Genomic DNA, 26,614 nt, shown 5'->3' with positions numbered 1-26,614 from the left:
GCTTTTGTTTGATTAAAGTGACACGCTTTCAGTGAATAGTGCATCAATCTCTTCTGTATAGTTGGAAGTGATAATGCCTTTTTCTGTAATGATTCCGGAAATGAGGTGGTGAGGAGTGACATCAAAGGCAGGGTTAAATACCTGCACGTCAGGAGGCGCAATTTGGATGCCGTTTAATTCCTTTACTTCCTGTGGGTCGCGTTCTTCAATCGGAATATCTGATCCATCCTTAGTTGACACATCAAAGGTCGAAAGAGGCGCTGCCACAAAAAATGGAATTTGAAAGTGTTTAGCTAAAATAGCCAGACTTAACGTTCCAATTTTATTTGCTGTATCACCGTTTCTAGCGATTCGATCAGCACCAACAATCACGGCAGAAATTTGTTTTTCTTTCATCGTATGGGCTGCCATATTATCCGTGATAAGCGTCACATCTACGCCGCCCTGCATCAATTCCCATGTCGTCAGACGAGCGCCTTGCAGGACAGGACGTGTTTCACATGCGTAAATGTGAAGATCGAGGTTTTTCTTTTTCGCTAAATAAAAGGGTGCAAGCGCTGTTCCGTACCGGCTTGTGGCAATGGAGCCTGCGTTGCAAATGGTCATAATTCGATCACCAGATTTAAAGAGCTGAAGAGCATTTTGACCGATTTGCCGGCATGTTTCTTCATCTTCGATTTGAATTTGAATGGCTTCATGGACAAGATCAGTTTTGGCTGCATTCACCGAAGCAGCACGCTCAATGCGCTGATAAAGCCGGTCTAATGCCCAGGCAAGATTCACAGCGGTTGGACGAGCACTGTTTAAATATTCTTTCAGGCGAGCGACTTCTCGCTTAAAGAGATCAATGTCTTCTGTATCAATCTCTTGTGCACTGAGTGCGAGCCCAAAAGCCGCTGTAATGCCAATAGCAGGTGCTCCGCGCACTTTTAGCGTCACAATGGCATCATACACATCTTCTTTTGTATATAAATGCTCAAACACGGTTTCAGCGGGTAATTTTTGCTGATTCAAAATGTTGATACGGTTTTCTTCCCATTCGACGGAACGGGGAACTTCAAATTCTTTAGACAAAACTCGTCACTCCTTTACAGTTTGCTGGAATAATGCGACGAGGTCAGACGCTGTTTCCACTGCTTGATATTGTTTGATGAATGTTTTTCCTAGTGTAAGTGCTGCTTTTTTCTGCTGAAGCCTTCTAGAATGTGATGGAATCGCATCGAGATCAGCCGCATGTGCAAGACCGATGGTTCGGCGAACAAGCTCACAGCCAGCAAAGCCGGTGGCTTCTTTTAAAATACGGTCAAACGTTGTTTCTAAAAAGCTGTCCGATACACTAAACGCTTCAATACTGTCTTCTTTCCATGCTTTTGTGAACACTTCTTTGAATGTTGCCCACACATTGACGACATGATCAAAAAGGTGCTGCTGATCCTGCTCATTCTCATGAGATAAAGCATTTATGAACAGATTGGCAATAAAGTGACCGATATCGAATCCGAAAGGACCGTAAAAAGCGAACTCTGGATCAATGATTTTCGTTTCCGTTTCGTTTGCAAAAATACTGCCTGTATGAAGATCTCCATGTACCAGTGTTTCAGCAGAGGTTAAGAAGATCCGTTTCAATTCGGCTGCTTTTGCTTGCAGTTCAAGATCAGCCCATAGTGCTTGTGCCTCTTCTCTTAATTCCTCTTCGAAGTCATTCGTTTCGCTGTCAAAGAAAGGATCTGTGAAGACGAGTTTTTCTGTAATGTCACAAAGATCAGGGTTCGTAAACTGTTTCACGAATTGTTTTTTGATTTTAGGATTTGTGGCAAAGTCAGACGTGTAAAATAGTGTTTTGCCTAAAAATTCTCCGACATGATCTGATAAATACGGATAATGTTTTCCGGCAATTAGCCCTTTTCTGACGATTTCAAGGTGTGATAGATCCTCCATTGCCGTCACTGCAAGAGCTGTATCCGAATAATAGACGGCTGGTACAAGATGAGGTGCATACTCTGATTGCTTGATGAGTGCTGCACTTTCAATTCTTGCACGATCTAATGTCAGCGGCCAGCTTTCTCCAACGACTTTTGCGTAAGGAAGGGCCTGTTTGATAATCAGTCCTTTTGCTTGTTTGTGATCATAAATATGAAAGACGTAATTTAAATTTCCGTCACCGATTTCAGTGCATGTTAAATGACTGCTCTCCTGAATCAATCCAAGTCTAATGGCAAGTGCAACTGCCGAACTCTCTGTTAATTCTTCATATGATGCCGTAAGTGTAACCAATTGCTTCCCCTCCAAATCATATAAAAAAGCCTCTTTCTCCTGAGAGAAAGAGGCTTGATGGCGTGTATGCTCGAAGCCTCTCTTATCTCTCAGCACATACGTCTGATGGAATTAGCACCGTGCCCTATAAGACAATGAATTGTCTTGGCGCTGTTCTTGCTGCGCCCCACTTCACAGTGGTATTAACGGTCGGTTGCTGTTGGGGTCAAAAGGCCAAATCCCTCGCCCAACTCTCGATAAGAGAAATCAATATGTAATTGTTTCATGTCTGCTTGCATTTCTTAATTCTAGATATTATCAGAGCTGCAGTTCACATGTCAATCTTTTTTCAAAATTGCTTTACAATTCATAAAACAATCCATTACAGTGATTGTATTGTCACGTAACTTGAATAGAAGGTGAAAAAATGGAATTCCAGCAATCAGATGTATTGAAACATTTACCGAAACAATTTTTTGCGTCGCTTGTACAAAAAGTACAGAAAAAAGTGCAGGAAGGGGCAGATGTGATTAATTTAGGTCAAGGAAATCCTGATCAGCCCACTCCTCCACATATTGTGAAAGCGATGCAGGAAGCGGTAGCAAAACCTGAAAATCATCAATACTCCTCATTCCGCGGGACAGCGAAACTAAAAAAAGCTGCAGCTGCTTTTTATGAAAGAGAATATGGCGTCACGCTTGACCCAAAGACAGAGATTGCCATCTTATTTGGAGGGAAAGCGGGACTAGTCGAGCTGCCGCAATGTTTACTGAATCCAGGTGATACGCTGCTTGTTCCAGACCCAGGATATCCTGATTACTGGTCAGGCGCTGTGCTTGCCGGAGCTCATATGGTCACAATGCCTCTTCTTGAACAAAATGACTTTTTGCCTGACTACCACCAACTGTCTGATGAAGATAAGGATCAAGCAAAATTGATGTACTTAAATTACCCAAATAATCCGACTGGTGCGACTGCAACCCGGACATTTTTTGAAGATACTGTTGCGTTTGCGAGTGAAAATAAGATGTGTGTTGTCCATGATTTTGCATATGGCGGCATAGGATTTGATGGCGAAAAGCCCCTCAGTTTCCTGCAAATAGACGGAGCAAAAGAGACAGGTATTGAAATCTATACATTGTCCAAAACGTATAATATGGCTGGCTGGAGAGTCGGTTTTGCAGCAGGGAATGCCTCTGTTATCGAAGCCATTGAGCTTTATCAGGATCACCTGTTTGTGTCACTGTTTAAAGCAACTCAAGATGCAGCAGCAGAAGCACTTTTAAGCGATCAAACGTGCGTCCAAGTACAAAATGATCGGTACGAAAAAAGACGAAACACTTGGATTGCTGCATGCAAAGAGATTGGCTGGGACGTCAGTGCGCCAAAGGGCTCGTTTTTTGCTTGGTTAAAGGTGCCTGAAGGGTATACATCGGAAACTTTTTCTGATGTATTATTAGAAAAAGCACATGTTGTTGTGGCACCCGGGAATGGCTTTGGTGCTCACGGTGAAGGCTACGTCAGAATCGGACTTTTAACAAGTGAGGAGCGACTAAAGGAAGCCGCTGATCGTATCGCTGCCTTGCAGTTATTTGAAAAAAAGCCATTGACAACGTAAAAAAATGGTGCGATAATTCAGGCAATATTTAAGAAAATTGAATATTCTTATCAAGAGTAGGCAGAGGGACTAGCCCAATGAAGCCCGGCAACCGACTTCCATGAAGCACGGTGCTAATTCTTGCAGCAAGCGCTGAGAGATAAGATTCGGATGAATGAGACGAAACCTCTTTAACGCGCTGATCAAGCACTTAAAGAGGTTTTTTATTGACCATATACAGGACGCAATCGAAAGGGGATTCCTAGTGAGTGAACTACTGGCAACATACGTACTAACACATCGAGAGGATGAACAAATAGACCGAAAAGCAGAGCAGATCGCACTTGGGTTAACGGTCGGGTCATGGACGGACTTGCCGCAGCTCAAAAAGGAGCAGCTGAAAAAACATAAAGGCCGTGTGGTGAGCGTAAAAGATCAGTCTCCCGCAAATGGTGGTCTGTATCAATCAGAGGTGACCATTGCTTATCCTGAGGCAAACTTTTCAGCTGATATACCAGCGGTGTTGACGACGATTTTTGGTAAACTTTCACTGGATGGAAAAGTAAAGCTAGTCGATATCGAATTTTCGGAAAGGTTTAAACGCTGTCTGCCAGGACCGGTATTTGGCATTGAGGGGATACGAAAGAAAGTAGGCGTGTTTGATCGGCCACTATTGATGAGTATATTTAAAGGCGTGATCGGCCGTGATATGGAGGATTTAAAAGAACAGCTCCGCTTACAGGCTTTAGGTGGAGTAGACTTCATCAAAGATGATGAGATTTTATTTGAAAGCCCATTAGCGCCTTTTGAAGATCGAATCAAGGAAGGAAAAAAGATATTAAAAGAAACATATGAAGAGACAGAACATCGCACGCTTTATGCTGTTAATTTAACTGGTAGAACTTTTGATTTGAAAGATAGAGCAAGAAAGGCAGCCGAACTCGGGGCTGATGCGCTTTTATTCAACGTTTTTGCCTATGGACTTGATGTCATGCAAAGCTTGGCTGAAGATCCAGAGATCCCATTGCCGATCATGGCACATCCGGCAGTGAGCGGTGCAATGACATCCTCTCCAGACTATGGATTCTCGCATTCCCTTCTTTTAGGCAAATTAAATCGATATGCTGGCGCTGATTTAAGTCTTTTTCCCTCTCCTTATGGATCAGTCGCCCTTCCGAAAAAAGATGCCATGGGCATTTTCGAAGCATGTGTGAAAGAGGATACAGTTCAACAAACATTTCCTGTTCCTTCAGCAGGCATTCACCCGGGTATGGTGCCGATCTTAATCAAAGATTTTGGACTTGATCATGTCATTAATGCAGGCGGGGGAATTCACGGACATCCGCGGGGAGCAATCGGAGGAGGGAAAGCCTTTCGTTCAATCATTGATGCGGTGGTCAAAAAAGAGTCTATCGAAGAAAAAGCATCAACTTGTCAAGACTTACAAGCAGCACTTGATCTTTGGGGAAGGGTAGCAGAATAAATGAAAAAACCAATTGTATGTTGTGATTTTGATGGCACGATTACGAAAAATGATAATATCATTCGCATCATGAAGCAGTTTGCTCCAAAAGAATGGACGAAATGGAAGGATGGTGTTCTAGCAAAAGAGATCACGATCCAAGAAGGCGTCGGACAGATGTTTCAGTTACTGACGAGTGATCAGAAAGAAGCCATTCGGTCATTTATTTTAGAGGATACAGAGATTCGTGAAGGATTTGAACAGTTTGTCGATGATGTCAAAAAAGCAGACATTCCTTTCTATGTACTCAGCGGCGGTATGGACTTTTTTGTCTATCCCATCCTTGAAGGGATTGTCGAACAAGAGAATATTTATTGTAACCATGCATCATTTAAAGAAGACCATATTCAAATTGAATGGCCGCATGCCTGTGATTCAGAATGCCAAAATGGCTGTGGCTGCTGCAAGCCTTCCATTATTCGAGAGCTGACGCAGGAAGATGATTTTATTATCATGATTGGTGATTCAGTGACTGATATTGAGGCAGCGAAACATGCGGATCTCACGTTTGCACGTGATTATTTACTGAACGAATGTAAAGAGCTAGGGCTCGTACATAAAGAGTATGAAACATTTGTTGATCTAAAAGCGCAATTTGATCAAATAAAGGAAGTGAAGGAATGGCAGACGAGAAGAGTAAACGCTGGAAGGAACTAGCAGACGTCAAACGTGAATTGGCACAAAGAGACTGGTTTTACGGAACGAGCGGCAATTTATCGATAAAAGTGTCGGATGATCCCATCACGTTTTTGGTGACGGCAAGCGGCAAAGATAAACGAAAAGAAACCGACGAAGATTTTGTTCTTGTTGATGCAGCAGGTCAGCCGGTTCATCCGAATCAGCCGCTCAGGCCATCAGCTGAAACACTGCTTCACACATACGTTTATGAGCGGACGAAAGCAGGATGTTGTCTTCACGTCCACACGATCGATAACAATGTCATTTCTGAGCTGTATGGCGATAAAGGAGAAATTCGTTTTAAAGGCAACGAAATCATCAAAGCGCTTGGTTATTGGGAAGAGGATGCAGAAGTTGCTGTTCCTATTATTGAAAACCCAGCTCATATTCCGCACCTTGCAGAGCAATTTGCAGTGCACCTGACGGACGATGCTGGTGCTGTACTCATTCGTAATCATGGCATCACCGTTTGGGGGAAAACCGCATTTGAAGCCAAACGAGTCTTAGAGGCTTATGAATTTTTATTTACCTATCATTTGAAAGTAGCGCTTTATCAAAAGCAGCTTGTTAAATAAAAAGGAGGAAACACACATGGCGACCATTTACATTCATAATGAAGAGAACACGTTACTTGAGAACGAACAAGAGGTCCAGGCGTATTTAGAACAGCAAGGGGTCATTTATGAACATTGGGATATTGAAAAACTACCAAAACAGTTATCAGAAAAGTACGATTTAACAGATGATGAAAAGGAAGAAATTTTAACTGTGTTTCAAGAGGAAATAAAGAGTATTTCCGAGCGAAGAGGATACAAAGCGCAGGATGTGATTTCATTATCAAATGCGACTCCTAATCTGGATGAACTGCTTCAAAACTTTAAACGTGAGCATCATCATACGGATGATGAAGTCAGATTTATCGTGAGCGGTCATGGAATCTTTGCCATTCAAGGCAAAGACGGCGTCTTTTTTGATGTGAGACTGAATCCAGGTGATTTAATTTCTGTGCCCCCGAATATTCGTCACTACTTTACACTTCAAGAAGATCGTCAAGTCGTCGCCGTTCGCATATTTGTCACAACTGAGGGCTGGGTGCCAATTTACGAAGAAGAAACGGTTTAATAGTGGGAGCTGATCATTTCGCATGAGGCGGAAGATCAGCTTTTTTTTAGGAAAATAGACATAAAATGAGAGAGAAAATAGTTGATTTTGGTCTTCTGCATAGGATAAAATTCTGTTTAATCAATGTGTCAGTCCTGTCCAATTTTGAAGTTTACCCCCAGAATTCATTGGGTAAAAGGTCTTTAGGCTGTAAAAAATTAAATAAAATAAGCATATTTAATTTAATTTACAAATAAAGTATAATTTTGGTGTCGGATCATTTAGAGCGTAGACAGACGAATTCATAGCGGGAGCTGAGATCATGAATATTTATGTACGGAAAGAACAGCTATTAATGTCAATTGATGAAAAGAGAAGACAAATGGTAGAAGCTGCTCAAGTAGAAGGCTATACAGGTGAGACGACAATTAAATATAGTCAAGAACTGGACAACCTGATGAATGAGTATCAGTATCTTCTTTTTCATGAACAACAATCTGTTGCTTCCTTTCATGATCTTGTATCACAAATGAGTCTCCTTTCTGTCAATCGTCCTTCTTATTGACATCAAAAAACCGGTCTTGCCATTAGCAAAACCGGATGAATGCTTCAGCTATTAGTGTGCAGAAGGGAGCATGATGATCACGGTTGTTCCTTTATTCACTTCGCTCTCGATATCGATTGTCCCCCCATACATCGAAATGATTCGTTTACACACAACAAGCCCAAGACCTGTTCCTTTTTCCTTCGACGTAATAAAAGGGAGGAAGATATGTTTCAGCATCTCTTCTGGTATACCTTCACCTGTATCTTTCACTTTTATGATGACCTGTTCTTTTTCAGCCTCAATGACAATCTTCAAATGACCGCCATTTGGCATCGCTTCTAACGAGTTTTTCGCTACATTCAATACCACTTGTTTAATGTGATCCTTCGTGCAATACACGCCAACATCTTGAATGGTATTGATTTGCAAATCAACCTCGACATTATAAAGATTCGCCTCAGAAAATACAATTGGCATGATCTCACTCACAATTTCTTTCACAGAATTATTTTGCCACTTTTCAGCCGTTGGTTTTCCAAGCACAAGAAACTCACTGACGATTTGGTTAATCCGTTTAATTTCTTCCTCGATGACAGAAAAATAAAGCTGATCCTCTTCTGAACGATACTTCTTTTGCAAAAGTTGAATAAACCCGCTAATGCCTGTTAATGGATTGCGAATTTCATGAGCTGTACTTGCCGCAAGTGTTCCAATGAGTTCAAGCTTTTGTGCTTCATTTTGGTGGCGTTCCTGCTGGGTTTGTCGTCTTAAAATGATATATTGGACGAGTGTGAATAAGATATTTAAGAGAATAAATGCACTGGATAAAGGAAACAGCATCACAGACAGTACTTCACTTGTTGTCGCACGCTGCGGAAAAACCTCCAGCTTCCAGCTGTTTTCATCTAAATATGTAGACACGGTGCTATCACTTTCAGATGCTGGCTGTGGACCACTTGTAAACACAACGTCTCCATTTTGATTCAGCATCTTAAAATGAAGCTCTGGGTTTAATACATTCATAATATTTCTTAAATAATCAATTTGAATCGCAGCGACTAGCACATCCGTGACTTCGTCGTTCTCATTCAAAACAGGGACACAAATGGAGAGAATCCGCTGCTTAGTAATGCGGCTTACATAGTTATCTGTGATGACGGTCTGTTTTGTGACTTGAATACGTTTAAAGTAATCTCTAAATGACAGGTTGATTTTTTCTTTTAATGGTGTGGTGCTGGCTGTGACATTTCCTTTTTGGTCTAGGAGATACAGGCCTGAAAAACGAGGTTCTTGTTTATAGATTTTCTCTAGGATGTTTTGTACTCTTTTCGTTTCAAGCGGCTGGTCAAATCCCATGGCAAGGGAAGTTAATCTTGCTTCTGTTTCACTGATTAAATAATTCATTTGGTTTTTGTGAATATTTAACATAAGTGTAGCGGTTTGTTTGTTTTTTACATCAATTTTCTCAGTTTCTTTTTCGTAGATAAAATAACTAATGATGAGGGTTGGAATCACGACCAAAATAAGGTAAAGCTTGATCTTCTTCCAAAACCCTTTCAGTATACTCATGATTCATCGCTCCAACGTATTACCTAATAGACTTATTATAGCATTGAACCTATCTTTATTACGATGACTTGTGAGATTTTTAAAAAATTAGGTGATTCGTTCTGGTCTCTTTTTCATGCTAAAAATGGTTCAACATGTTGACATTTTACTTATTGTTTATTAATGTCACATTAGTGGGTTGCATTTCATAAAGGATGATAAAAAATGGAAAATCATAATGTTGAGAAATCTTTGAAATTATTTATTGTACTATCACGTGCCTATCGCTCCATTAATCACCACATGAACAAACATATTGTGAAGCACGGTCTGAATCCAACTGAATTTGCTGTATTAGAATTGCTGTATCATAAAGGTGATCAGCCGCTTCAGCAAATAGGTGATAAGATCTTACTCGCAAGCGGAAGCATCACGTATGTGGTTGATAAATTGGAGAAAAAAGAACTCCTTAGCCGGAAAGCTTGTGCAGAAGACCGCAGAGTGACATTTGCACATATTACGGAGCAGGGAAGAGCTTTACTTGATGACATCTTCCCAGATCATGCAAAAGAGATTCACGAGATGATCAGTGTGCTTAGTGAAGAGGAGAAGGATGCCTGCATCGATATGCTCAAACATGTAGGACTGCGTGCCAAGCATTTATATGATCATAAAGAATAAACACATAAAAAAGGAAGCCGCTGGCTTCCTTTTTAGTATGTAGACTAATCCTCGCATATGGTGTCAGTCCTACGCACCGATAAACGACAAGCGCTTTCAATCGCGCTCATAAAAAAGACAAAGGACTAAAATAAACATCATTTTAGCCCTTTGTCATGATCTGAAAGGAAGCTGCTGGCTTCCTATTTATTTTGCTTTTTTCTCAATTGGCAAAATAAGAACTTCGACGCGTCTGTTTTTACTTCTGCCTTCTGCGGTATCGTTAGAGGCAATCGGTTTAAATTCACCGTAACCTTTTGTGCTAAAGTTCTCTTGGTCTAGGTTGCTGTTTTCAAGGAGAATATTTAAAAAGTTGACCGCACGAATGGCGCTTAAATACCAGTTGGATTCAAATTCAGAATTCCGAATCGGAACGTTATCTGTATGTCCGCTAATGACGATATCACGAGCAGGGTTAATGACGAGCAGCTTGGATATTTCTTTGGCTAACGGAACATCCTGCGAGCGGATCACCGCTCGCCCAGAATCAAAGAAGATGCTGTCTTCAATTGTAATAAGCAGACCTTCATCCGTCAGCTTTGTTTCAAGCTTCGAACCAAGTTTTTTATCCGCAATGAATGAATCTACTTGCTTTTTAACCTTTGTTAAAACCGCTTGGTCACGAGCTTTCGCTTTTGCTTCTTCTTCTTCATCTTCTGCGGATTTTTTGGTTTGATTGCTGTTTTCTGTTTCCTCGGTGCTCTGCATGCTTGATTGGTCCATTACGCCAGTGCCGCCAGTAAAGACAACATTAAACGATTTAGCCATCTGTTCATATTTTGCCGCATCAATGGAGCTAGATGCAAACAGCACAATGAAGAGGGCGAGAAGAAGCGTAAGAAGATCGGCGTAAGGGATCAGCCAAGACTCATCTACATGGTCTTCATGATCATGGTTTTTACGTTTCCTAGCCATTCTGTTTTTCTCCTTCTTCAATGACAAGATTTGCACGTTCTTTTGCTGGTAAGTACATCAGAAGTTTTTGCTCAATGACCTTTGGAGACTGGCCTTCAAGGACAGAAAGAATCCCTTCAATCATAATGAGACGAAGCTTTACTTCTTCCTTTGATTTACGCTTCAGCTTGTTGGCAAATGGATGCCACAACACATACCCTGTAAAAATCCCAAGCAGTGTGGCGACGAAGGCAGCACTGATCGCATGTCCAAGTGCTTCAATGTCTCCCATGTTTGCAAGTGCGGCAATAAGTCCGACAACGGCACCAAGTACCCCTAGAGTCGGAGCGTATGTACCAGCTTGTGTAAAGATTAATGCGCCTGACTGATGTCTCTCCGACATGGCATCGACTTCTTCTGTTAAGACGTCGCGAATAAATTCAGCACTTTGACCGTCAACTGCCATGCTTAAGCCGTTCTTTAGAAAATCGTCATCGACTTCCTCAAGATTTGCCTCTAATGCCAAAAGACCTTCACGACGAGCAATTTGTGCCCAGTTTGAAAATAGAGGAATCATTTCTTGTATCGTTGGAAGCTTGCTATCTTTGAAAATTTTGCCGAATAATTTTGGTGTTTTCTTAATTTCACTAGATGGGAAGGCAATGACAACAGCTGAAATTGTCCCAACCACAATGATCAATATAGCCGCCGGGTTGATAAGAGCGGTTAGACTCACACCTTTCAAAACCATACCGACACTCAGTGCAATAAATGCTAAAATAATACCAATTAACGATGTTTTGTCCATTATCTCACCAAATCCTTTAACTATCTTTTTCTATAGTTAATATCGGTGTCTTCTAGAAGGGTTTTAGTCAGAATATAAAATTAAGACAGTTTATGTGAAGAAATTTTGACGAAAGCGCTTTCTGAAAGCCGTAAAAAAAGAAACTCCCTCATATAAAAGGGAGTTTTCAGCGTGTAGACAAACCCTCGCATTCTTTGTCAGTCCTGCGCTCTGGTGCTCACGAATGCCAAATTCGCTCCGCGCCAGTACTCGTCCTTCCTAAGGCTGCAAAGGTTTTCTATCACGCTGAAAAGAAGACAAAGGGCTAAAATCAAGTTCATTTTAGCCCTTTGTCAACAATCTGGAAACTTCATCTTTTTTGAGCTGTTTCATCTAAGAGCAATTCTTTTAATTTTTCTTCATGTATGATTTTGATCAAATCGTAGTTCCAATTGATCATGTGATCCATGTGATCCACCTCTTTTTCTTTTATCGTAAAGGAAAAGAGGCGGGGGAGCGTCGGCGCTCAGATGGAATTTAGACACTGCCACATGATGGAGCTGAAGATCCTCCTTAGGATGTACTTAGCTCTTTTTCACAACAATTTCGTCATGTTCAACATCGACTGTAAATCCAGTAAGTTGTTCTTCTTCAAGCAAGATGTCCGTCATTTGATCCTCAACATGCTCTTGAATCGTTCTTCGTAACGGACGAGCCCCAAATGCTGGATGATAACCAAGTTCAGCGATTTTTTCTTTCGCTTCGTTTGTGACGTGAACAGTTAGATTTTGTTCTTTTAACTGCTCTGACAAATCTTTGAGCAGAAGATCCACAATTTTGACTAAATCGTCTTTATCTAATGAATCAAACTGAATGATGCTGTCAAAACGGTTCAAGAATTCCGGTTTGAAATAAGCGCTCAGTGAATCAATCAATGATTGTTCTTCGATGGCTTCTTCTTGTTCAGACTGGAACCCGACTTTGACCGCTTTTTTATCTGTGCTGCCAGCGTTACTTGTCATAATGATGACTGTGTCTTTAAAGCTGACGGTTCTGCCTTGGCTGTCTGTTAGCCGGCCATCTTCCATGATTTGAAGGAACATATGCTGGACATCAGGGTGCGCTTTTTCGATTTCATCGAGCAAAATGATGCTGTATGGTTTTCTGCGAACCTTTTCCGTGAGCTGTCCGGCTTCATCATGTCCAACGTAACCAGGAGGAGAACCGATGATTTTGGACACGGAATGTTTCTCCATGTACTCACTCATATCTAAACGAATGATCGCTTCTTTTGAGCCAAATAATTCTTCCGCTAATGTTTTAGACAATTCGGTTTTCCCGACGCCTGTTGGCCCAACGAAAAGGAAGGAGCCAGTTGGTCTATGTTTTGATTTTAAGCCGGCTCTGCTTCTTTTTACGGCTTTCGCCACTTTTTCAACCGCATGTTCCTGACCAATGACGCGGGCTTTTAAGCGGACATCAATTTCTTTCATTTTTGTTTGTTCGTCTGCTTGTAGTTTGCCGACAGGGATACCTGTTTTTTGTTCTACAATCGACTGAATGTCCTCAGCTGTGACGACATGTTCTTTGTCATTTGTTTTGTTTTGCAATCTCGCTTCAATCGCTTCTTCTTCGTCTCGAAGCTTCGCTGCTTTTTCATAGCGTTCTTCATTTAAAGCAGCTTGTTTTTCAGCGGCAATTTGCGCAAGACGGTTTGTTAATTCATCTTCACTTACTGCATCAATGGAGAGATTCGCTTTTGAACCTGCTTCATCCATTAAATCAATGGCTTTATCTGGCAAGTGGCGGTCTTGAATATACCGCGAAGATAATTGAACACACGCTTTAATGGCTTCGTCAGAATAGGTGACGCCATGATAGGCTTCATACTTATCCTGAATGCCTTTTAAGATCTCGAATGCTTCATCCTGTGTTGGCTCATCAACGATGACAGGCTGGAACCTGCGTTCAAGGGCAGCATCTTTTTCAATCTGACGATACTCTTTTAATGTTGTCGCACCTACTAGCTGCAGTTCCCCTCGAGCTAAAGCTGGTTTCAAAATGTTTCCGGCATCCATTGACCCTTCGGCAGAGCCTGCGCCTACAAGAAGATGAATTTCATCAACGAATAAGATGATATTTTTACGGCTTTGCAATTCTTTAATTAATTGCTTCATCCGTTCTTCAAATTGACCACGTACACCTGTGTTTGCCACAAGTGAAGAGACATCTAATAAATAAACTTGTTTGTTCTTTAATTTATTTGGTACATCTCCATTTGCAATTTTTAGTGCTAGTCCTTCGGCTATGGCCGTTTTACCAACACCAGGTTCACCAATGAGGACAGGATTGTTTTTATTTCTTCTATTTAAAATCTCAATGACTCTTGTGACTTCTTCATCACGGCCAATGACAGGATCGATTAAACCAGCATGTGCGCCATCCGTTAAGTTCCGGCCAAGCTCATCGAGTAAGCCTTTTTGTTTAGGCCGCTCTTGGCTCGTCGCATGTCCTGCTTGCTCAGAGAAGAATGAACCGCCTCCGAAAAGGTTAGGACCCATTTTCATTTTTGACTGTTCCATCAAAGAGGTATAGCAGTCTTCACATAAAACCATTTGGCTACGGGACGAATTTACTTGCATATTCAGGCGAATCGTTGCTTCATTTACTTGACAATGTTGACAACGCATGAGCCATGACCTCCTTAAAATAAAGTTTGACTTTATTTGACCAATGAATGTTAAATAAAATGGTCTGTTGTTTGACCATCTTTGACTATAGTATACTCTGACCTATTTTGACTTTCAACTGTTTTGCTCATCGCTGAATGAAAAAGCCTTTTTTGCATTTAATCATGGTTTGTCCTTCTTTTCAAGGAACTTGTCTCATAGGATAAAAAAGAGACAATCGAAAGTGATGGGTGCGGAGGGGTCATATGAAACGTTCAAATGAATCCGCTTTTCAGCTTGCCTTTGTATATGTAGGAACAGTGGTTGGAGCTGGGTTTGCGACAGGAAAAGAAATCGTAGAATTTTTTGTTCGTTTTGGCTGGATTGGATTGATCGGGATTTTGATTAGCGGTGTTATTTTTACCGGCCTTGGCGCAAAAATGATGCTGATTTCCAAACGAATTGAAGCGGAGTCTTATCAAGATATGAATCGGTTTTTATTTGGAGCTGCTGCGAGTCGATATATTAACATCGTCATGTTTTTTATATTACTAGGTGTGACGTCAGTGATGATTTCTGGAGCAGGCGCTATTTTTGAAGAACAACTTGGCATCTCAAAAGAATATGGTATTTTTTTAACGATTATTTTAAGTGTCATTGTCCTTTTTAAAGGGTCAAAAGGGTTATTTGGTGTCAATGTACTTGTCGTTCCAATGCTGATTTTCTTTTCGCTGATTGTGTTTCTAGACTCATTTGTGTTTAGTAGCGGTGAAAGCCACGTTCTGGGGCTGCAAATGGGAGAGGGCGAATGGATGTTGTCTGCGATTTCATATGGTGCATTTAATTTAGCGCTGTCTCAAGCCGTATTAGTGCCGGTCGCAAACGAAATGACATCCGAAGCCGTTATAAAAAAGGGAGCGGTGCTTGGAGGTCTGATGTTGACACTCATTCTGCTCGCCTGCTTTTTATCCCTTTCTTCATTAGATATGCTGGAGGCGTATGATATTCCGATGGCCCAAGTGGTGTATCAAGTCGCAAACTCTATTCATCTCATCTATTTATTCGTGATCTTTGGTGAAGTCTTTACATCCGTTATAGGGAATTTATACGGTCTCGAAAGACAGGTGAGGGCGTATATCCGATTGAACAGTATGTATACGATATCCTTTATTCTGCTTTGCTGTTATGTCATCAGTAAAATTGGATACGGCACACTCATTTCAACGGTTTACCCTGTTTTTGGCTATGTCAGTATCTTTTTTATCCTCTTTCTTTGTCTGAAAAAAGTGCCTGCATCACGTGATAAGTAAAGAAGGGATAGCTTGTACACCAATTATGTGGTACACTATCCTCTGTGAAAATTGAACAAAAATCCGTGAAAACGGGAGAGGTTCTAGCAAAACCCTCTATAAAAAACTAAGGACTTGCCGTATCCTTGGATGTGGCATTTTTTATTTTTTATGGCTGGGACACCTCATACACATGTAAAGGTGTCTTTTCTTTTGAGAAAATAGGGGTTTTCATGAACCTTTCAGATGCAGCTTTGTGCAGTGGTACGGGTCTGCAAAAGGAGGAAAAGGAAAAATGAAAAATGAAAAAGCGGTCGTTGTCTTTAGCGGGGGACAGGACAGTACAACATGTTTACTATGGGCACTTCAACAATTTAAAGAGGTTGAAACGGTAACCTTTCATTATAATCAGCGTCATCAAGAAGAAATTGATGTCGCCAAAAGAATTGCTGACAAGCTAGGTGTGAAAAATCATCTATTAGATATGTCTCTTTTAAATCAGCTTGCACCCAATGCCTTAACAAGAGATGACATTGATATTGAAGAAAAAGAAGGAGAACTGCCTTCCACATTTGTTCCGGGGAGAAACTTAGTTTTCTTATCCTTTGCATCCATTCTTGCGTATCAAATTGGAGCACGTCATATTATCACGGGTGTGTGTGAGACAGACTTTAGCGGCTACCCAGATTGTCGAGATGAGTTTGTGAAATCTTGTAACGTCACCGTGAATTTGGCAATGGAAAAACCATTTGTCATCCATACGCCGCTCATGTGGCTGAATAAAGCTGAAACGTGGAAGCTGGCTGATGAACTGAATGCGCTAGATTTTGTGAAAAATGAAACGCTCACTTGCTATAATGGCATCATTTCTGATGGCTGCGGGGAATGTCCTGCATGTAAGCTTCGGAAAAATGGCTATGACACGTATATGGACATGAAGGAGGCAAACTAAATGCTTTCTCAAATCTATCCACAGACGAATCATCCATTTTCGTTTGAATTAAATAAAGATATGAATGTATCGGCAGCCCATTTTATCCCGAGAGAAGATGCTGGCGCTTGTAGCCGCGTACATGGTCATACGTATACAATTAACATTACAATTGCAGGAGATCATCTAGATGATTCAGGTTTCCTTGTGAATTTTAGCACGCTAAAAAAACTCATTCATGGACAGTACGACCATACACTGCTCAATGATCATGAAGAATTCTCATCAAATGATCCATACGCGATGCCAACCACTGAGGTTGTCGCAAAGACTGTGTATGATAAAGTGGCCGCATATTTAACGACTTTAGCGAACAAGCCGACATGTGTTCAAGTTTTTGTCAGAGAGACACCAACAAGCTACTGCATTTACCGTCCGAAACGAGTTGAGCTCAATGACTAAAGCGATTCCTGTCTTAGAAATCTTTGGTCCAACCATTCAAGGAGAAGGAATGGTCATTGGCCAAAAAACCATGTTTGTCAGAACGGCTGGCTGTGACTACTCTTGCAGCTGGTGTGATTCATCTTTTACATGGGATGGATCAGCTAAGCATGATATTCAGTGGCTTCAGGCAGAGGATATTGTAAAAGAGCTGAAGAGAATAGGTGGAAAGGCATTTTCTCATGTCACCATTTCAGGTGGGAATCCTGCGCTTTTAAAACAAATGGAATCACTTATTGATTTATTGCATGAAGAAGGAATTGATACGGCGCTTGAAACGCAGGGAACGATGTATCAAGATTGGTTTTTGAAGATAGATGATTTAACCATTTCTCCAAAGCCACCAAGTTCTAATATGAAAACCGATTTCACGAAACTAACGCGTATCATAGATGAATTGAAAAATGGAAACAGGTTGCATCATGCAAGCCTGAAGGTCGTGATCTTTGATGATCTTGATCTAGCCTATGCAAAGGATGTTCATGCGAAATACCCAGAACTCCCCTTTTATTTGCAGGTGGGAAATGATGATACAACAACAGCTGATGATGCGTACTTATTAACGCACTTATTAAAGAAATACGAAATGCTTGTAGATCAAGTAGCGCAAGATCCTGATTTGAATCGTGTGAGAGTCCTACCACAGCTGCACACGCTATTGTGGGGAAATAAACGAGGCGTATAGAAAGGAAGAGACAAAATGACGACAAGAAAACCAGAAGAATTAGAAGGTGTCACTTTACTAGGAAACCAGGGGACGAATTACTTGTTTGACTATGCACCACAAGTGCTTGAAACGTTCCCGAATAAACATACGAATAGAGATTATTTTGTGAAATTCAACTGCCCAGAATTCACATCACTTTGCCCGCAAACAGGGCAGCCAGATTTTGCGACCGTGTATATCAGCTACATCCCAAATGAAATCATGGTCGAAAGTAAATCATTAAAATTATATTTGTTCAGCTTCCGTAACCACGGTGACTTCCATGAGGATTGTATGAATATTATCATGAACGACCTCATTGAATTAATGGACCCAAGATATATTGAAGTATGGGGCAAATTTACACCAAGAGGCGGTATTTCAATTGATCCGTATACGAACTACGGAAAACCTGGGACAAAGTATGAAGAGATGGCATCGTATCGTATGATGAATCACGATATGTATCCAGAAACGATTGATAATCGCTAATAAATAAGAAAAGACATGTGGATGACATGTCTTTTTTTATGGAATAGATTATGATGGCACATAAAAAAAGAGAAGAGTCATGTCACTCTTCTCATACCAATAGGAATAGAACTTGCTAGGACGGCTGGGGGCTACCAGCTCGTATGTATAGTATACATGACAGAACGTATGTTTGTAAAGGTGTATCATGCTTTTATTCTTCATATATTTACTTTAAGATAAAATTGAAACGAGCGAATGAAAATGGAGGCGTTTGTGTTGGCAAACAAAGAAGACAAAACAGAGAAGCTGCTAATGGAATTAAGGGAAGAGCTTCATATGCTTGAACATCAAAACAAAGAACGATATAAATGGAGTGCCTCCACATTACTTGGAGTGATCGCCCTTTTAATTGATAAAGGCGTGATAACACCTGAAGAAGTTGATATGTACAAAACAAAAGCGGAAATGCAAACCTTTCACGCGCAAAAAGACTGACGCCTTCATCAAATGATGTAAGAGAAAATAAGAAAAAGACATAATAAATTGATGATTCAATTTATTATGTCTTTATTTCTGCAATTCTTTTTCATCGTATTAAACGAGCTTATACATTAATACATCATCCCAGTATTCATGATCATTTATTTTAAATTCATTGATTTTACGCCCTTCTTCTAAAAAGCCCATCTTTTTATACAAAGAAATAGCTTTTTGGTTTGTGGAGAAAACGGCTAAACTAACCTTTTCAATTGAAGGGTTCTTTTCTGCCCAATTTAATAATGCTGTTAGTAACATTTCCCCTATGCCTAAACCTCTATAGCTCTTATCAACCATCAAGCCGAAAGAACCAACGTGAGAAGTTCTTTTTCTATTTGATGATTGTTCAAAGGCTATCCATCCAATGACTTGATCGCCAGTTTGGGCAACTATGTACGTCTCATTTTCGTTTTCTATTCTTTTCTGTATCCATTCCTTGTGTTCTAACAAGGTTTTTTTGTATTCTTCCGGCGTTGTCAGTAAATAATCTGACTCAGCAATCACTGATTTTTGAATTTCTAAAGTAGTTTCAGCATCTTCTATTTTTCCAAAACGTACAATGATATCATTTGAATGTTGCATATTAGTTTCTCCTATCTAGAGCTAATATTGCATCAGATCACTTTTTTTACATAAAACATAAAAAGTAAGGTATTGTGATCAGCTCTGCTTCGTATATCCTTATGTAACGGTAGGCTGAATTGAGGATTGCAAATTAATGTACGGAGTCTTTGATGATTTTATAGTTTTTATGATTAACGACTGTTAGTGAATCCAGTTCTAAATCTCTATAGTTGTCCATAATGGTGACATCCACAATAACAGAGTTTTCATTCACTTTTTCAACTACACCTGTTAAACCATTTCTAAATTCGATCACATTCCCAATTTTTGCAATCTTCAACCGATCCCTCTCCTTTAAAAACAGATTTCATTCCCTATTAAAAAGTATTTTGCAATATTTTCATACCAATGTAAAGGATAAAGACGTTTTTCTTTCGTTTTCGTTGTACGCTTTGAAAACGAATGGTATATTTAATATTTGATCAAGGCTGAAAAGGAGCGATTTTTTTGACTGAAGAACACATCAACACAATACTAGAATCATTACGGAATGGTACTGAAAAACAAGTGACCATTCAAAAGGATGATTTTTTAACATTTCGTTCTGTATTGGTCAATCAAGATGATTTTAAACATTTTCGCGGAATCGCCAAGCATGGTGGAGATGTTATTTTTGAATATCTTAAAGAAGCAAGAAGCTAAAGCTTTTTCTCATTCATGAGAAAAAGCTTTTTATTTTGGTTCTTTTGTCACACTTCAAACCAGCTTGATACATATGAAAAGAAAATGTAATAACCCATAATCAGGAGCATAAGGATGATTATAGGCTAAAAAGAGACTATATTAAACGCTTACATTACCAGTTCATGCGTATTTCAACTAGGACATGCCATTTAATGACGGAATTTGGACAGGCATGAAAATCTTTGTGCGTGAAAATAGAAGAAGCTCTTGTTAGAGTGGACAAGTATCTTACAGCCTACATTGATTAAAGGAGGAATGAGGCGAATGATCAAAATTCATACAGCTCTTTTTGCCATCCTTATGCTCATCTCAGCGATCAAGATGGACAATATACAAGAGCAAGAAGGCACATTAAGTCAGAAACTTGAACAAGCACCTGTAAAGCATCAGTTTTCATATATAGATCAAGATGAAAAGCATACTGTGATCCCAGCGTTTTCAGAGGAGAAACATCAGCCGAAAGTGAAAATGCTAAGCACGTCAACAGAGGAGAAGGCATCAAAACCGAAGCCGAAGCCGAAGAAAAAGGAAACGGCAAAGCCAGCAAGCTCAAGAAATCAATCACACTATTCTAATGAAGAAATGGACTTGCTTTCTCGGTTGGTACATGCCGAAGCAAAAGGTGAATCTTACGCCGGGAAAAAAGCGGTAGCAAGCGTCGTCTTAAACCGCGTGGAACACCGCTCTTTTCCTGACAGTGTCAGAGGTGTGATTTATCAGCGAAATGCCTTCCAGCCCGTATCGAATGGAAGTATCAATGATAAGGCAGACCAGGATTCCGTAAAAGCTGTGAAGCAGGTTGTCAAAGAAGATGACAGAACAACAAAGGCGATTTATTTTTATAATCCAAAAACGGCGACAGATAACTGGATTCGTTCTCGTAAAATTGTAGAACGCATTGGCCGTCATGTGTTTGCAGTGTAAAGAAAAGCAGCGATCAATCAGTCGCTGTTTTTTTGTCTTCAATTATTAAAATATTTTCAGGACTTGTCTCATAGAATGTGAAAAGAATTTGCTTTTAGACAAGGGGAGGCTACATGAATCGATTTGTAAAAGGGGTCATTCTGCTATCTGTCGCAGCTTTCATTGCTGAGTGTATCGAGTTTTTAGTCAATATGATTTTAGCGAGAGAGCTTGGAGAACATGGAATGGGTTTATATATGAGCATCCTTCCCATCATCATGCTTGTGCTTGTGATCGCCAGCTTAGAGCTGCCAGTCTCCATTTCTAAATTCATTGCAGAATCGCATGAGCGGCTTCATAAAAGTATGCTTCGCCATGCATTTAAAATGACGCTTGTGGTGACATGCACAACAACGGCAATAGCAGCCATTGTACTGCCTTTCATTCCTGTATTTCAATCGTATCATCCGCTGATGAAGGGCTTGGTTCTGTCACTTATTCCGATCATCGCATTTACTTCCATTGCACGCGGCTATTTTATGGGCAAGCAGCAAATGGGCAGAATTGCTCTAGCCAATATGCTGAAAAAAACAATCCAGCTTATCTGTTTGTTTTTGTTTTTTCATTGGTATTCGTTTGATATTGAAACAGCGGTGCTTATCGCGATTGGTGTGATTGTTGCAAGTGATCTCGTCGTCTTTATCTATTTATATTCCCAATACGTCATGGCGAAAAATGCTGTGAATGTCAGATCGGTTGAGTTAAGAGGGATTGACGTCAGAAAACGTTTGTTAGCAGTCTCCATTCCGACAACAGGTATGCGTATCTTTCATGCCATTGCCAATGCGATTGAACCGTTTTTAATCAAAGGAGCCCTCGTTGCAGCGGGCATTTCTGGTACGCTTGCTGTAGATCATTACGGAATGCTTGCTGGCGTAGCGATGTCGATCGGTTTTTTTCCGGCGTTTATCGCTCATTCCATTATGATTGTGATGATTCCGAATGTATCAGAAGCCTATGCCTTGGGGCAGTATGATCTCGTGAAAAAACGTGTCAGACAAGCGATTCTCATTACGTTTGGATATGGGGTGCCAGCCGTGATGATCATGTATTATTTCGCTTATCCGCTCACGCAGCTCTTTTTTGACTCACCTCAAGCAGCCGTTTACTTGCAGCTGCTATGGCCTTACTTCTTATGCCACCTGTTCGTGATGCCGTTTCAAGCTTGCTTAATTGGTATGGGTCTTATTAAAGATGTGTTCCTACATAATATATGGGTGCACGTGGTGTCGTTCTCTATGGTGTATTTCCTAGGATCCATCGAATCCTTAAATATGATGGGTGTTATCTTAGGAATGAACACGGGGATGCTGCTATTAACGGCTTTGCATTATGCGACGATTTGCAAGGAACTCGGCGTCTCCATGTTTCTTACATTGAAAAAAGCTTGAATGTCATGTGCAGCTAGCGGGCAAGCTATAGGAAAATCAGGAAGGAAGATGCTGATGAATCGTAAATATCTACCCGCCAGTCTTCTCATGATGACCCTTCTTTTATTTCTGATGAACATAGAGGCTGAAGCAAAAGAGCCTGTCATGGCGCCGAGGATAGAAGCTCCTACATTAACAGGTGAAACGCAGGTGATCCCGGTGAAAGGGAAGCGGACCATTCTGCATTTTTGGACAACGTGGTGCCCATCCTGCAAAATGGAGCTTCCAGCCTTTGAACAGATTGTGAAAGAAAATCAAAGTGATGTAGACATACTGACTGTTAATTTACTTGGTGCTGAGCAAAGCAAGCATGCTGTTGCCCAATTTGTGAAAGACAGAAAGTTTACATTTCCGATCGTTCTCGATGAGCACGGCGAAATGATGAAGAAATACCAAATCATGACGATCCCGACGACTTTTTTCATCAATGAAAAGGGTGAAGTGGTCAAAAACCATGTAGGTCCGCTGACGAAAAAACAAATCAAAGAGTGGACAAATTCTTAGAACACAAGCTTTCTGTAAAGAACCAATGGTCGATCCGTTGGTTCTTTTTTGTGTTCAATTACCTTTCAGATGAATAAAATGTGCTCAGAAAGAGGAAGAAATGTCGGGTGCTAATAATGATAATTATTATCAAAAAGAAATTATAATAATTATCAATTGAAAATTGATCAGAACCTGTTATAATGAGTTACAGACCTATAAAAAGCTTGAAATAGCAGAAAATATAGATGATAAACGGAACGGGCAACGATTGATAATGTGAAAATCATTATCAATTAGAGAGGAGAAAGTAATCATGAATGAGAATACAGCACTTTATCAAACGACAGATCAAAAGGGATCTAACTCGCTCTTTCATAAATGGGCACAGCACGGAGAATTAATCGCAGCAGGCATTTCGGGGATTCTCATCTTGATTGGATGGTTTCTAAAGGATGAAACGATGTGGAGTATTCCTCTTTTCATTCTTGCTTTTGTTATTGGTGGTTTTGCAAAGGCAAAGGAAGGTATTGAAGAAACCATTTCATCCAAGACATTAAATGTAGAACTTTTAATGATATTTGCTGCGATAGGCTCAGCGATCATTGGCTACTGGGCAGAGGGCGCCATTTTAATTTTTATTTTTTCGCTCAGCGGTGCGCTAGAAACGTATACGTCAAATAAAAGTAAAAAAGACTTAACGGCCTTAATGAGTATCGCTCCAGATGAAGCCACTTTAATTGAAGAAGATGGCACCACCATCCAAATCGCTGCTTCTTCACTTACGCCAGGCGACCGTATTTTAATCAAAGCGGGCGAACGAATTGCAGCAGATGGTGTGATCATGAGCGGAAGAACAAGTGTAGACGAATCTGCCTTAACGGGTGAATCGGTGCCTCAGGAAAAAGGGCAAGGGGAAGATGTGTTTGCAGGAACAGTGAATTTAAATGGTTCATTAACAGTAGAAGTAACAAAACATAATGAAGAAACACTTTTTCATAAAATCATTAAGCTTGTGGAATCTGCACAAGAAAGTGTATCGCCAAGCCAAGCATTTATTGAAAAATTTGAAGGTGCATATGTAAAAGGTGTACTCATCACTGTGGCGATTTTAATGTTCCTGCCTCATTTTGTACTTGGCTGGAGCATGAGTGAAACGTTTTACCGTGCGATGGTGTTTATGGTGGTTGCCTCGCCTTGTGCACTTGTTGCCTCAATTATGCCAGCAGCTCTTTCACTCATCTCAAACGGTGCAAGAAACGGTATGCTTGTAAAAGGAAGTGTCTTTTTAGAAAAACTGGGCACAAGTACGATGATTGCATTTGATAAAACGGGTACGATTACAAGTGGAAAACCAGCTGTTGAAAAAGTGGTCTTGGCAAAAGGGCAGGATGAATCGACCTTTTATCAAACGCTCTATCAAATTGAAAGTCAGTCAAACCATCCATTAGCTAAAGCCATTTCTGATATGGCAAAAGAGCATCATACAGGGCGGTCAGCCCACGTAACCATTGAAGAAACATCAGGTTTTGGTGTGGAAGCACAATTAAATGAGGACACATGGCGGATTGGGAAGAAAGATTTTGCCGGAAAAGCTTCAATGGATCGTGACATTGAAGAGAATGGTGATGTTCTTTCATCCAAAGGATATACAGTTGTCTATGTTCAAAAAAATCAAGAAGTTGTCGGCTGTCTCGGTTTGAAGGATCAAATCAGACCTGAAGCCAAAAAAATGATTCAGGAGCTGAATGATTTAGGCATCCAAACCGTCATGCTCACAGGGGATCAGCAAAAAACAGCTGAAGCGATTGCAGAGGAAGCAGGCATCCAAACCGTTGTCGCTGAATGTCTTCCAGATGAAAAGGTACATGAAGTCAATCAACTGAAAAAACAAGGTGATTCGATCATTATGGTCGGAGATGGAATCAATGATGCACCTGCACTCGCCACAGCAGATGTTGGCGTCGCAATGGGCGGAGGCACAGATGTTGCTTTAGAAACAGCAGATCTCATTTTAATGAAAAATAACTTAAACAACTTGACAAAGATGATCCGTCTTTCAAGAAAGATGAACCGAATCATTAAACAAAACATCATCTTTTCATTAACTGTTATTTGTTTGTTAATCTGTGCGAATTTCTTACAAGTTCTTGATTTACCTTTTGGTGTCATTGGACATGAAGGCAGTACGATTTTGGTTATTTTAAACGGACTTCGTTTGCTTCGTGCTTCTTAAGCAAATCACAAAAGCGCACTGGCTTTAGGTCAGTGCGCTTTTGTGCGAAATACAGTGAAAACTGATACAATAGATCAGTAGTCAAACGTGTGAGGAGGATCACGATGAATCGAATGAAAAACTTGTCTTCTTGGCTTAAGAAAAAAGACATTCAAGGTGCATTTATACATACAAAGGAGAATGTATTCTATCTATCTGGATACTTTACAGAGCCGCATGAAAGAGTGATGGGGCTGTTTGTTTTTCAGGAAGCAGATCCATTTTTCATTTTGCCTAAGATGGAAGTTGAGCAAGCAAAAAATGCGGGATGGGCTGGAGATCTCATTGGATATGAAGACCATGAAAACCCCTTTGATTTCATACAAAAGGCACTAGGAAAACGAGGAGTAAAAGCGACTCGCCTAGCGATTGAAAAAGAATCCATTCCTTTGCAAAGAGCAGAGCAGCTTCAAGCTGTCACTGGGGCAGAAACATTTGTCCGGGCAGAAGATGTGCTCAATCAGCTAAGACTAATTAAAGACGAAGCTGAAATTGAAACATTGAAAAAAGCTGCTCAATTGGCAGACGAAGGCGTCAAAATTGGGGTACATGCCCTAAAAGAAGGGGTGACGGAAACCGAAGTTCTTGCTGTCATCGAATATGAACTGAAGAAAAAAGGCATTCAGGGCATGTCCTTTTCAACCATGGTACTATTCGGAGAAAAATCAGGAGAACCTCATGGAAATCCGGGGCAGGCAGCCTTGAAAAAAGGTGATTTTGTTTTATTTGACCTTGGCGTGATTGTGGATGGCTATTGTTCAGATATTACAAGAACCTTCATCTATCAAGAAGCGTCTGAACAACAAAAGGATATTTACAACACCGTCTTGAAAGCCGAATTGGCAGCACTTGATATGAGCAAGCCGGGTGTGAGAATTGGTGACCTTGACTTAAAAGCAAGAGGGCTGATCGCAGAAGCAGGGTATGGCGAATACTTCCCGCATCGTCTAGGGCATGGACTCGGGGTTTCTGTTCATGAGTTCCCTTCTATGAGTCAAGCAAATGATGACCTTCTAAAAGAAGGGATGGTCTATACGATCGAGCCGGGTATTTATGTACCAGGAGTCGGCGGGGTTAGAATTGAAGACGATGTTCTCATTACAAAAGATGGCCCAGTCACGTTAACCAATTATCCAAAAGAGTTGACGATCATCAAGTAATGAAAAAAATCACGATGAACGTCCAAGTATTGGGAGCGTCATCGTGATTTTTTTGTCACTCTTTGCGATCCTTATCAACAAAAAAATCATCAATTGATTGAAACGGCTTGATTTTATGTTCTTTTCCTAAAGGATGTAGTGCGAATCGAGCAGAAAACAAAATAGTCAAACATAATATGATCCATATGATAATACCCATCTTGAATTCCCCTTTCCACCCAGTGATTTGTTCAGCTCACAT

Annotated in this window: 27 protein-coding genes and 2 riboswitches; of the genes, 19 read left to right on the top strand and 8 right to left on the bottom strand. The window is 40.5% G+C overall.

Features of this window, described 5'->3' with window-relative positions; genetic code table 11:
• Positions 1-12: 12 nt before the first annotated feature.
• A complete protein-coding gene (mtnA, locus tag FBF75_RS02905; protein ID WP_096881330.1) occupies positions 13-1,074 on the bottom strand; it encodes an S-methyl-5-thioribose-1-phosphate isomerase in 1,062 nt (353 codons plus the stop codon).
• A gap of 6 nt (positions 1,075-1,080) precedes the next feature.
• Positions 1,081-2,274 (bottom strand): S-methyl-5-thioribose kinase, encoded by a 1,194-nt coding sequence (gene mtnK / locus FBF75_RS02900; RefSeq protein WP_017359452.1) that lies wholly within the window; start codon positions 2,272-2,274, stop codon positions 1,081-1,083.
• Positions 2,275-2,680: 406 nt separating this feature from the next.
• On the opposite strand from mtnK, the gene FBF75_RS02895 reads away from it, so the two are divergent.
• From FBF75_RS02895 to FBF75_RS02870, 6 genes are all read left to right on the top strand, one after another.
• The gene (locus tag FBF75_RS02895; protein WP_052320890.1) at positions 2,681-3,871 is read left to right on the top strand and encodes a pyridoxal phosphate-dependent aminotransferase; all 1,191 of its coding nucleotides are present in this window, start codon (positions 2,681-2,683) and stop codon (positions 3,869-3,871) included.
• 44 nt (positions 3,872-3,915) lie between these two features.
• Positions 3,916-4,017, top strand: a riboswitch (SAM riboswitch).
• A 98-nt stretch (positions 4,018-4,115) separates the two neighbouring features.
• Positions 4,116-5,333 (top strand): 2,3-diketo-5-methylthiopentyl-1-phosphate enolase, encoded by a 1,218-nt coding sequence (gene mtnW, locus FBF75_RS02890; protein WP_136944414.1) that lies wholly within the window; start codon positions 4,116-4,118, stop codon positions 5,331-5,333.
• Positions 5,334-6,029, top strand: a complete 696-nt coding sequence (locus FBF75_RS02885) for a 2-hydroxy-3-keto-5-methylthiopentenyl-1-phosphate phosphatase (RefSeq protein WP_017367123.1) — start codon at positions 5,334-5,336, stop codon at positions 6,027-6,029.
• Complete coding sequence (locus tag FBF75_RS02880; RefSeq protein ID WP_048002296.1) at positions 5,993-6,625, top strand: methylthioribulose 1-phosphate dehydratase; 633 nt, start codon at positions 5,993-5,995, stop codon at positions 6,623-6,625. The genes FBF75_RS02885 and FBF75_RS02880 overlap by 37 nt, the downstream gene beginning before the upstream one ends.
• A 16-nt stretch (positions 6,626-6,641) precedes the next feature.
• Positions 6,642-7,172, top strand: coding sequence for a 1,2-dihydroxy-3-keto-5-methylthiopentene dioxygenase (locus FBF75_RS02875; protein ID WP_019743068.1), 531 nt, complete (start codon positions 6,642-6,644; stop codon positions 7,170-7,172).
• A gap of 301 nt (positions 7,173-7,473) precedes the next feature.
• The gene (locus tag FBF75_RS02870; protein ID WP_008346101.1) at positions 7,474-7,716 is read left to right on the top strand and encodes an aspartyl-phosphate phosphatase Spo0E family protein; all 243 of its coding nucleotides are present in this window, start codon (positions 7,474-7,476) and stop codon (positions 7,714-7,716) included.
• A gap of 51 nt (positions 7,717-7,767) precedes the next feature.
• On the opposite strand, the gene FBF75_RS02865 is transcribed toward FBF75_RS02870, so the two are convergent.
• Positions 7,768-9,267 (bottom strand): ATP-binding protein, encoded by a 1,500-nt coding sequence (locus tag FBF75_RS02865; RefSeq protein ID WP_008346092.1) that lies wholly within the window; start codon positions 9,265-9,267, stop codon positions 7,768-7,770.
• Positions 9,268-9,471: 204 nt separating this feature from the next.
• On the opposite strand from FBF75_RS02865, the gene mhqR reads away from it, so the two are divergent.
• Positions 9,472-9,927, top strand: a complete 456-nt coding sequence (mhqR, locus tag FBF75_RS02860) for a MarR family transcriptional regulator MhqR (RefSeq protein ID WP_003211701.1) — start codon at positions 9,472-9,474, stop codon at positions 9,925-9,927.
• A 186-nt stretch (positions 9,928-10,113) separates the two neighbouring features.
• Here the strand turns inward: mhqR and motB are convergent, their stop codons facing one another.
• The 3 genes from motB to FBF75_RS02845 all read right to left on the bottom strand — a co-directional run bounded on the left by motB (position 10,114) and on the right by FBF75_RS02845 (position 14,337).
• On the bottom strand, positions 10,114-10,881 hold the full coding sequence (gene motB / locus FBF75_RS02855) for a flagellar motor protein MotB (RefSeq protein ID WP_019743067.1): 768 nt from the start codon (positions 10,879-10,881) through the stop codon (positions 10,114-10,116).
• A complete protein-coding gene (motA, locus tag FBF75_RS02850; protein ID WP_008346088.1) occupies positions 10,874-11,668 on the bottom strand; it encodes a flagellar motor stator protein MotA in 795 nt (264 codons plus the stop codon). Before motA ends, motB begins: the two co-directional genes overlap by 8 nt.
• A 563-nt stretch (positions 11,669-12,231) precedes the next feature.
• Entirely contained in the window at positions 12,232-14,337 is a 2,106-nt protein-coding gene (locus FBF75_RS02845) for an ATP-dependent Clp protease ATP-binding subunit (protein ID WP_136944413.1), read from the bottom strand.
• Positions 14,338-14,582: 245 nt separating this feature from the next.
• Here FBF75_RS02845 and FBF75_RS02840 point away from each other — a divergent pair, with 245 nt between their 5' ends.
• The 6 genes from FBF75_RS02840 to FBF75_RS02815 all read left to right on the top strand — a co-directional run bounded on the left by FBF75_RS02840 (position 14,583) and on the right by FBF75_RS02815 (position 18,712).
• Complete coding sequence (locus tag FBF75_RS02840; protein ID WP_045035132.1) at positions 14,583-15,626, top strand: YkvI family membrane protein; 1,044 nt, start codon at positions 14,583-14,585, stop codon at positions 15,624-15,626.
• Between the two features lie 71 nt (positions 15,627-15,697).
• Positions 15,698-15,742, top strand: a riboswitch (PreQ1 riboswitch).
• Positions 15,743-15,900: 158 nt separating this feature from the next.
• On the top strand, positions 15,901-16,557 hold the full coding sequence (gene queC, locus FBF75_RS02835; protein ID WP_008348090.1) for a 7-cyano-7-deazaguanine synthase QueC: 657 nt from the start codon (positions 15,901-15,903) through the stop codon (positions 16,555-16,557).
• Entirely contained in the window at positions 16,558-16,998 is a 441-nt protein-coding gene (gene queD, locus FBF75_RS02830; protein WP_136944412.1) for a 6-carboxytetrahydropterin synthase QueD, read from the top strand.
• Positions 16,991-17,722 carry a 7-carboxy-7-deazaguanine synthase QueE gene (gene queE / locus FBF75_RS02825; RefSeq protein ID WP_008348085.1) on the top strand — a complete coding sequence of 244 codons (732 nt, stop codon included), beginning with the start codon at positions 16,991-16,993 and terminating at the stop codon, positions 17,720-17,722. The genes queD and queE overlap by 8 nt, the downstream gene beginning before the upstream one ends.
• A 15-nt stretch (positions 17,723-17,737) precedes the next feature.
• A complete protein-coding gene (gene queF / locus FBF75_RS02820; RefSeq protein ID WP_003211403.1) occupies positions 17,738-18,235 on the top strand; it encodes a preQ(1) synthase in 498 nt (165 codons plus the stop codon).
• A gap of 258 nt (positions 18,236-18,493) precedes the next feature.
• Positions 18,494-18,712 (top strand): nitrile hydratase subunit beta, encoded by a 219-nt coding sequence (locus FBF75_RS02815; RefSeq protein WP_136944411.1) that lies wholly within the window; start codon positions 18,494-18,496, stop codon positions 18,710-18,712.
• 99 nt (positions 18,713-18,811) lie between these two features.
• On the opposite strand, the gene FBF75_RS02810 is transcribed toward FBF75_RS02815, so the two are convergent.
• Entirely contained in the window at positions 18,812-19,336 is a 525-nt protein-coding gene (locus tag FBF75_RS02810) for a GNAT family N-acetyltransferase (RefSeq protein WP_035392243.1), read from the bottom strand.
• 133 nt (positions 19,337-19,469) lie between these two features.
• Positions 19,470-19,658 (bottom strand): YkvS family protein, encoded by a 189-nt coding sequence (locus tag FBF75_RS02805; protein ID WP_003211747.1) that lies wholly within the window; start codon positions 19,656-19,658, stop codon positions 19,470-19,472.
• 167 nt (positions 19,659-19,825) lie between these two features.
• Here FBF75_RS02805 and FBF75_RS02800 point away from each other — a divergent pair, with 167 nt between their 5' ends.
• The 6 genes from FBF75_RS02800 (at position 19,826) to FBF75_RS02775 (ending at position 26,373) form a co-directional block, all read left to right on the top strand.
• A complete protein-coding gene (locus FBF75_RS02800) occupies positions 19,826-20,020 on the top strand; it encodes a hypothetical protein (protein ID WP_008348081.1) in 195 nt (64 codons plus the stop codon).
• A gap of 306 nt (positions 20,021-20,326) precedes the next feature.
• Positions 20,327-20,986 (top strand): cell wall hydrolase, encoded by a 660-nt coding sequence (locus FBF75_RS02795; protein WP_050827216.1) that lies wholly within the window; start codon positions 20,327-20,329, stop codon positions 20,984-20,986.
• Between the two features lie 113 nt (positions 20,987-21,099).
• Positions 21,100-22,416 (top strand): polysaccharide biosynthesis protein, encoded by a 1,317-nt coding sequence (locus FBF75_RS02790; RefSeq protein ID WP_017359440.1) that lies wholly within the window; start codon positions 21,100-21,102, stop codon positions 22,414-22,416.
• A 54-nt stretch (positions 22,417-22,470) separates the two neighbouring features.
• Positions 22,471-22,959, top strand: coding sequence for an endospore biogenesis thiol-disulfide oxidoreductase StoA (stoA, locus tag FBF75_RS02785; RefSeq protein ID WP_017367131.1), 489 nt, complete (start codon positions 22,471-22,473; stop codon positions 22,957-22,959).
• A gap of 295 nt (positions 22,960-23,254) precedes the next feature.
• On the top strand, positions 23,255-25,174 hold the full coding sequence (locus tag FBF75_RS02780; protein ID WP_035392241.1) for a heavy metal translocating P-type ATPase: 1,920 nt from the start codon (positions 23,255-23,257) through the stop codon (positions 25,172-25,174).
• 104 nt (positions 25,175-25,278) lie between these two features.
• Positions 25,279-26,373, top strand: coding sequence for a M24 family metallopeptidase (locus FBF75_RS02775; RefSeq protein ID WP_074042063.1), 1,095 nt, complete (start codon positions 25,279-25,281; stop codon positions 26,371-26,373).
• The last annotated feature ends 241 nt before the right edge of the window (positions 26,374-26,614 follow it).

This window comes from Bacillus sp. S2(2019), assembly GCF_005144805.1.
GTDB lineage: Bacteria > Bacillota > Bacilli > Bacillales > Bacillaceae > Bacillus > Bacillus altitudinis.
Note: the sequence above shows the minus strand (reverse complement) of the source record. Positions and strands in the feature narration are given on the sequence as shown.

What these genes read in the sequence shown, in the direction of transcription:
- motA (WP_008346088.1), bottom strand. Translation starts at nt 11,668, where the DNA reads ATGGACAAAACATCGTTAATTGGTATTATTTTAGCATTTATTGCACTG.
- FBF75_RS02885 (WP_017367123.1), top strand. Translation starts at nt 5,334, where the DNA reads ATGAAAAAACCAATTGTATGTTGTGATTTTGATGGCACGATTACGAAA.
- FBF75_RS02810 (WP_035392243.1), bottom strand. Translation starts at nt 19,336, where the DNA reads ATGCAACATTCAAATGATATCATTGTACGTTTTGGAAAAATAGAAGAT.
- queD (WP_136944412.1), top strand. Translation starts at nt 16,558, where the DNA reads ATGCTTTCTCAAATCTATCCACAGACGAATCATCCATTTTCGTTTGAA.
- FBF75_RS02795 (WP_050827216.1), top strand. Translation starts at nt 20,327, where the DNA reads ATGATCAAAATTCATACAGCTCTTTTTGCCATCCTTATGCTCATCTCA.
- queF (WP_003211403.1), top strand. Translation starts at nt 17,738, where the DNA reads ATGACGACAAGAAAACCAGAAGAATTAGAAGGTGTCACTTTACTAGGA.
- FBF75_RS02845 (WP_136944413.1), bottom strand. Translation starts at nt 14,337, where the DNA reads ATGCGTTGTCAACATTGTCAAGTAAATGAAGCAACGATTCGCCTGAAT.
- mhqR (WP_003211701.1), top strand. Translation starts at nt 9,472, where the DNA reads ATGGAAAATCATAATGTTGAGAAATCTTTGAAATTATTTATTGTACTA.
- queE (WP_008348085.1), top strand. Translation starts at nt 16,991, where the DNA reads ATGACTAAAGCGATTCCTGTCTTAGAAATCTTTGGTCCAACCATTCAA.
- FBF75_RS02880 (WP_048002296.1), top strand. Translation starts at nt 5,993, where the DNA reads ATGGCAGACGAGAAGAGTAAACGCTGGAAGGAACTAGCAGACGTCAAA.
- stoA (WP_017367131.1), top strand. Translation starts at nt 22,471, where the DNA reads ATGAATCGTAAATATCTACCCGCCAGTCTTCTCATGATGACCCTTCTT.
- FBF75_RS02870 (WP_008346101.1), top strand. Translation starts at nt 7,474, where the DNA reads ATGAATATTTATGTACGGAAAGAACAGCTATTAATGTCAATTGATGAA.
- FBF75_RS02780 (WP_035392241.1), top strand. Translation starts at nt 23,255, where the DNA reads ATGAATGAGAATACAGCACTTTATCAAACGACAGATCAAAAGGGATCT.
- FBF75_RS02865 (WP_008346092.1), bottom strand. Translation starts at nt 9,267, where the DNA reads ATGAGTATACTGAAAGGGTTTTGGAAGAAGATCAAGCTTTACCTTATT.
- FBF75_RS02775 (WP_074042063.1), top strand. Translation starts at nt 25,279, where the DNA reads ATGAATCGAATGAAAAACTTGTCTTCTTGGCTTAAGAAAAAAGACATT.
- FBF75_RS02875 (WP_019743068.1), top strand. Translation starts at nt 6,642, where the DNA reads ATGGCGACCATTTACATTCATAATGAAGAGAACACGTTACTTGAGAAC.
- queC (WP_008348090.1), top strand. Translation starts at nt 15,901, where the DNA reads ATGAAAAATGAAAAAGCGGTCGTTGTCTTTAGCGGGGGACAGGACAGT.
- motB (WP_019743067.1), bottom strand. Translation starts at nt 10,881, where the DNA reads ATGGCTAGGAAACGTAAAAACCATGATCATGAAGACCATGTAGATGAG.
- FBF75_RS02790 (WP_017359440.1), top strand. Translation starts at nt 21,100, where the DNA reads ATGAATCGATTTGTAAAAGGGGTCATTCTGCTATCTGTCGCAGCTTTC.
- FBF75_RS02840 (WP_045035132.1), top strand. Translation starts at nt 14,583, where the DNA reads ATGAAACGTTCAAATGAATCCGCTTTTCAGCTTGCCTTTGTATATGTA.
- FBF75_RS02895 (WP_052320890.1), top strand. Translation starts at nt 2,681, where the DNA reads ATGGAATTCCAGCAATCAGATGTATTGAAACATTTACCGAAACAATTT.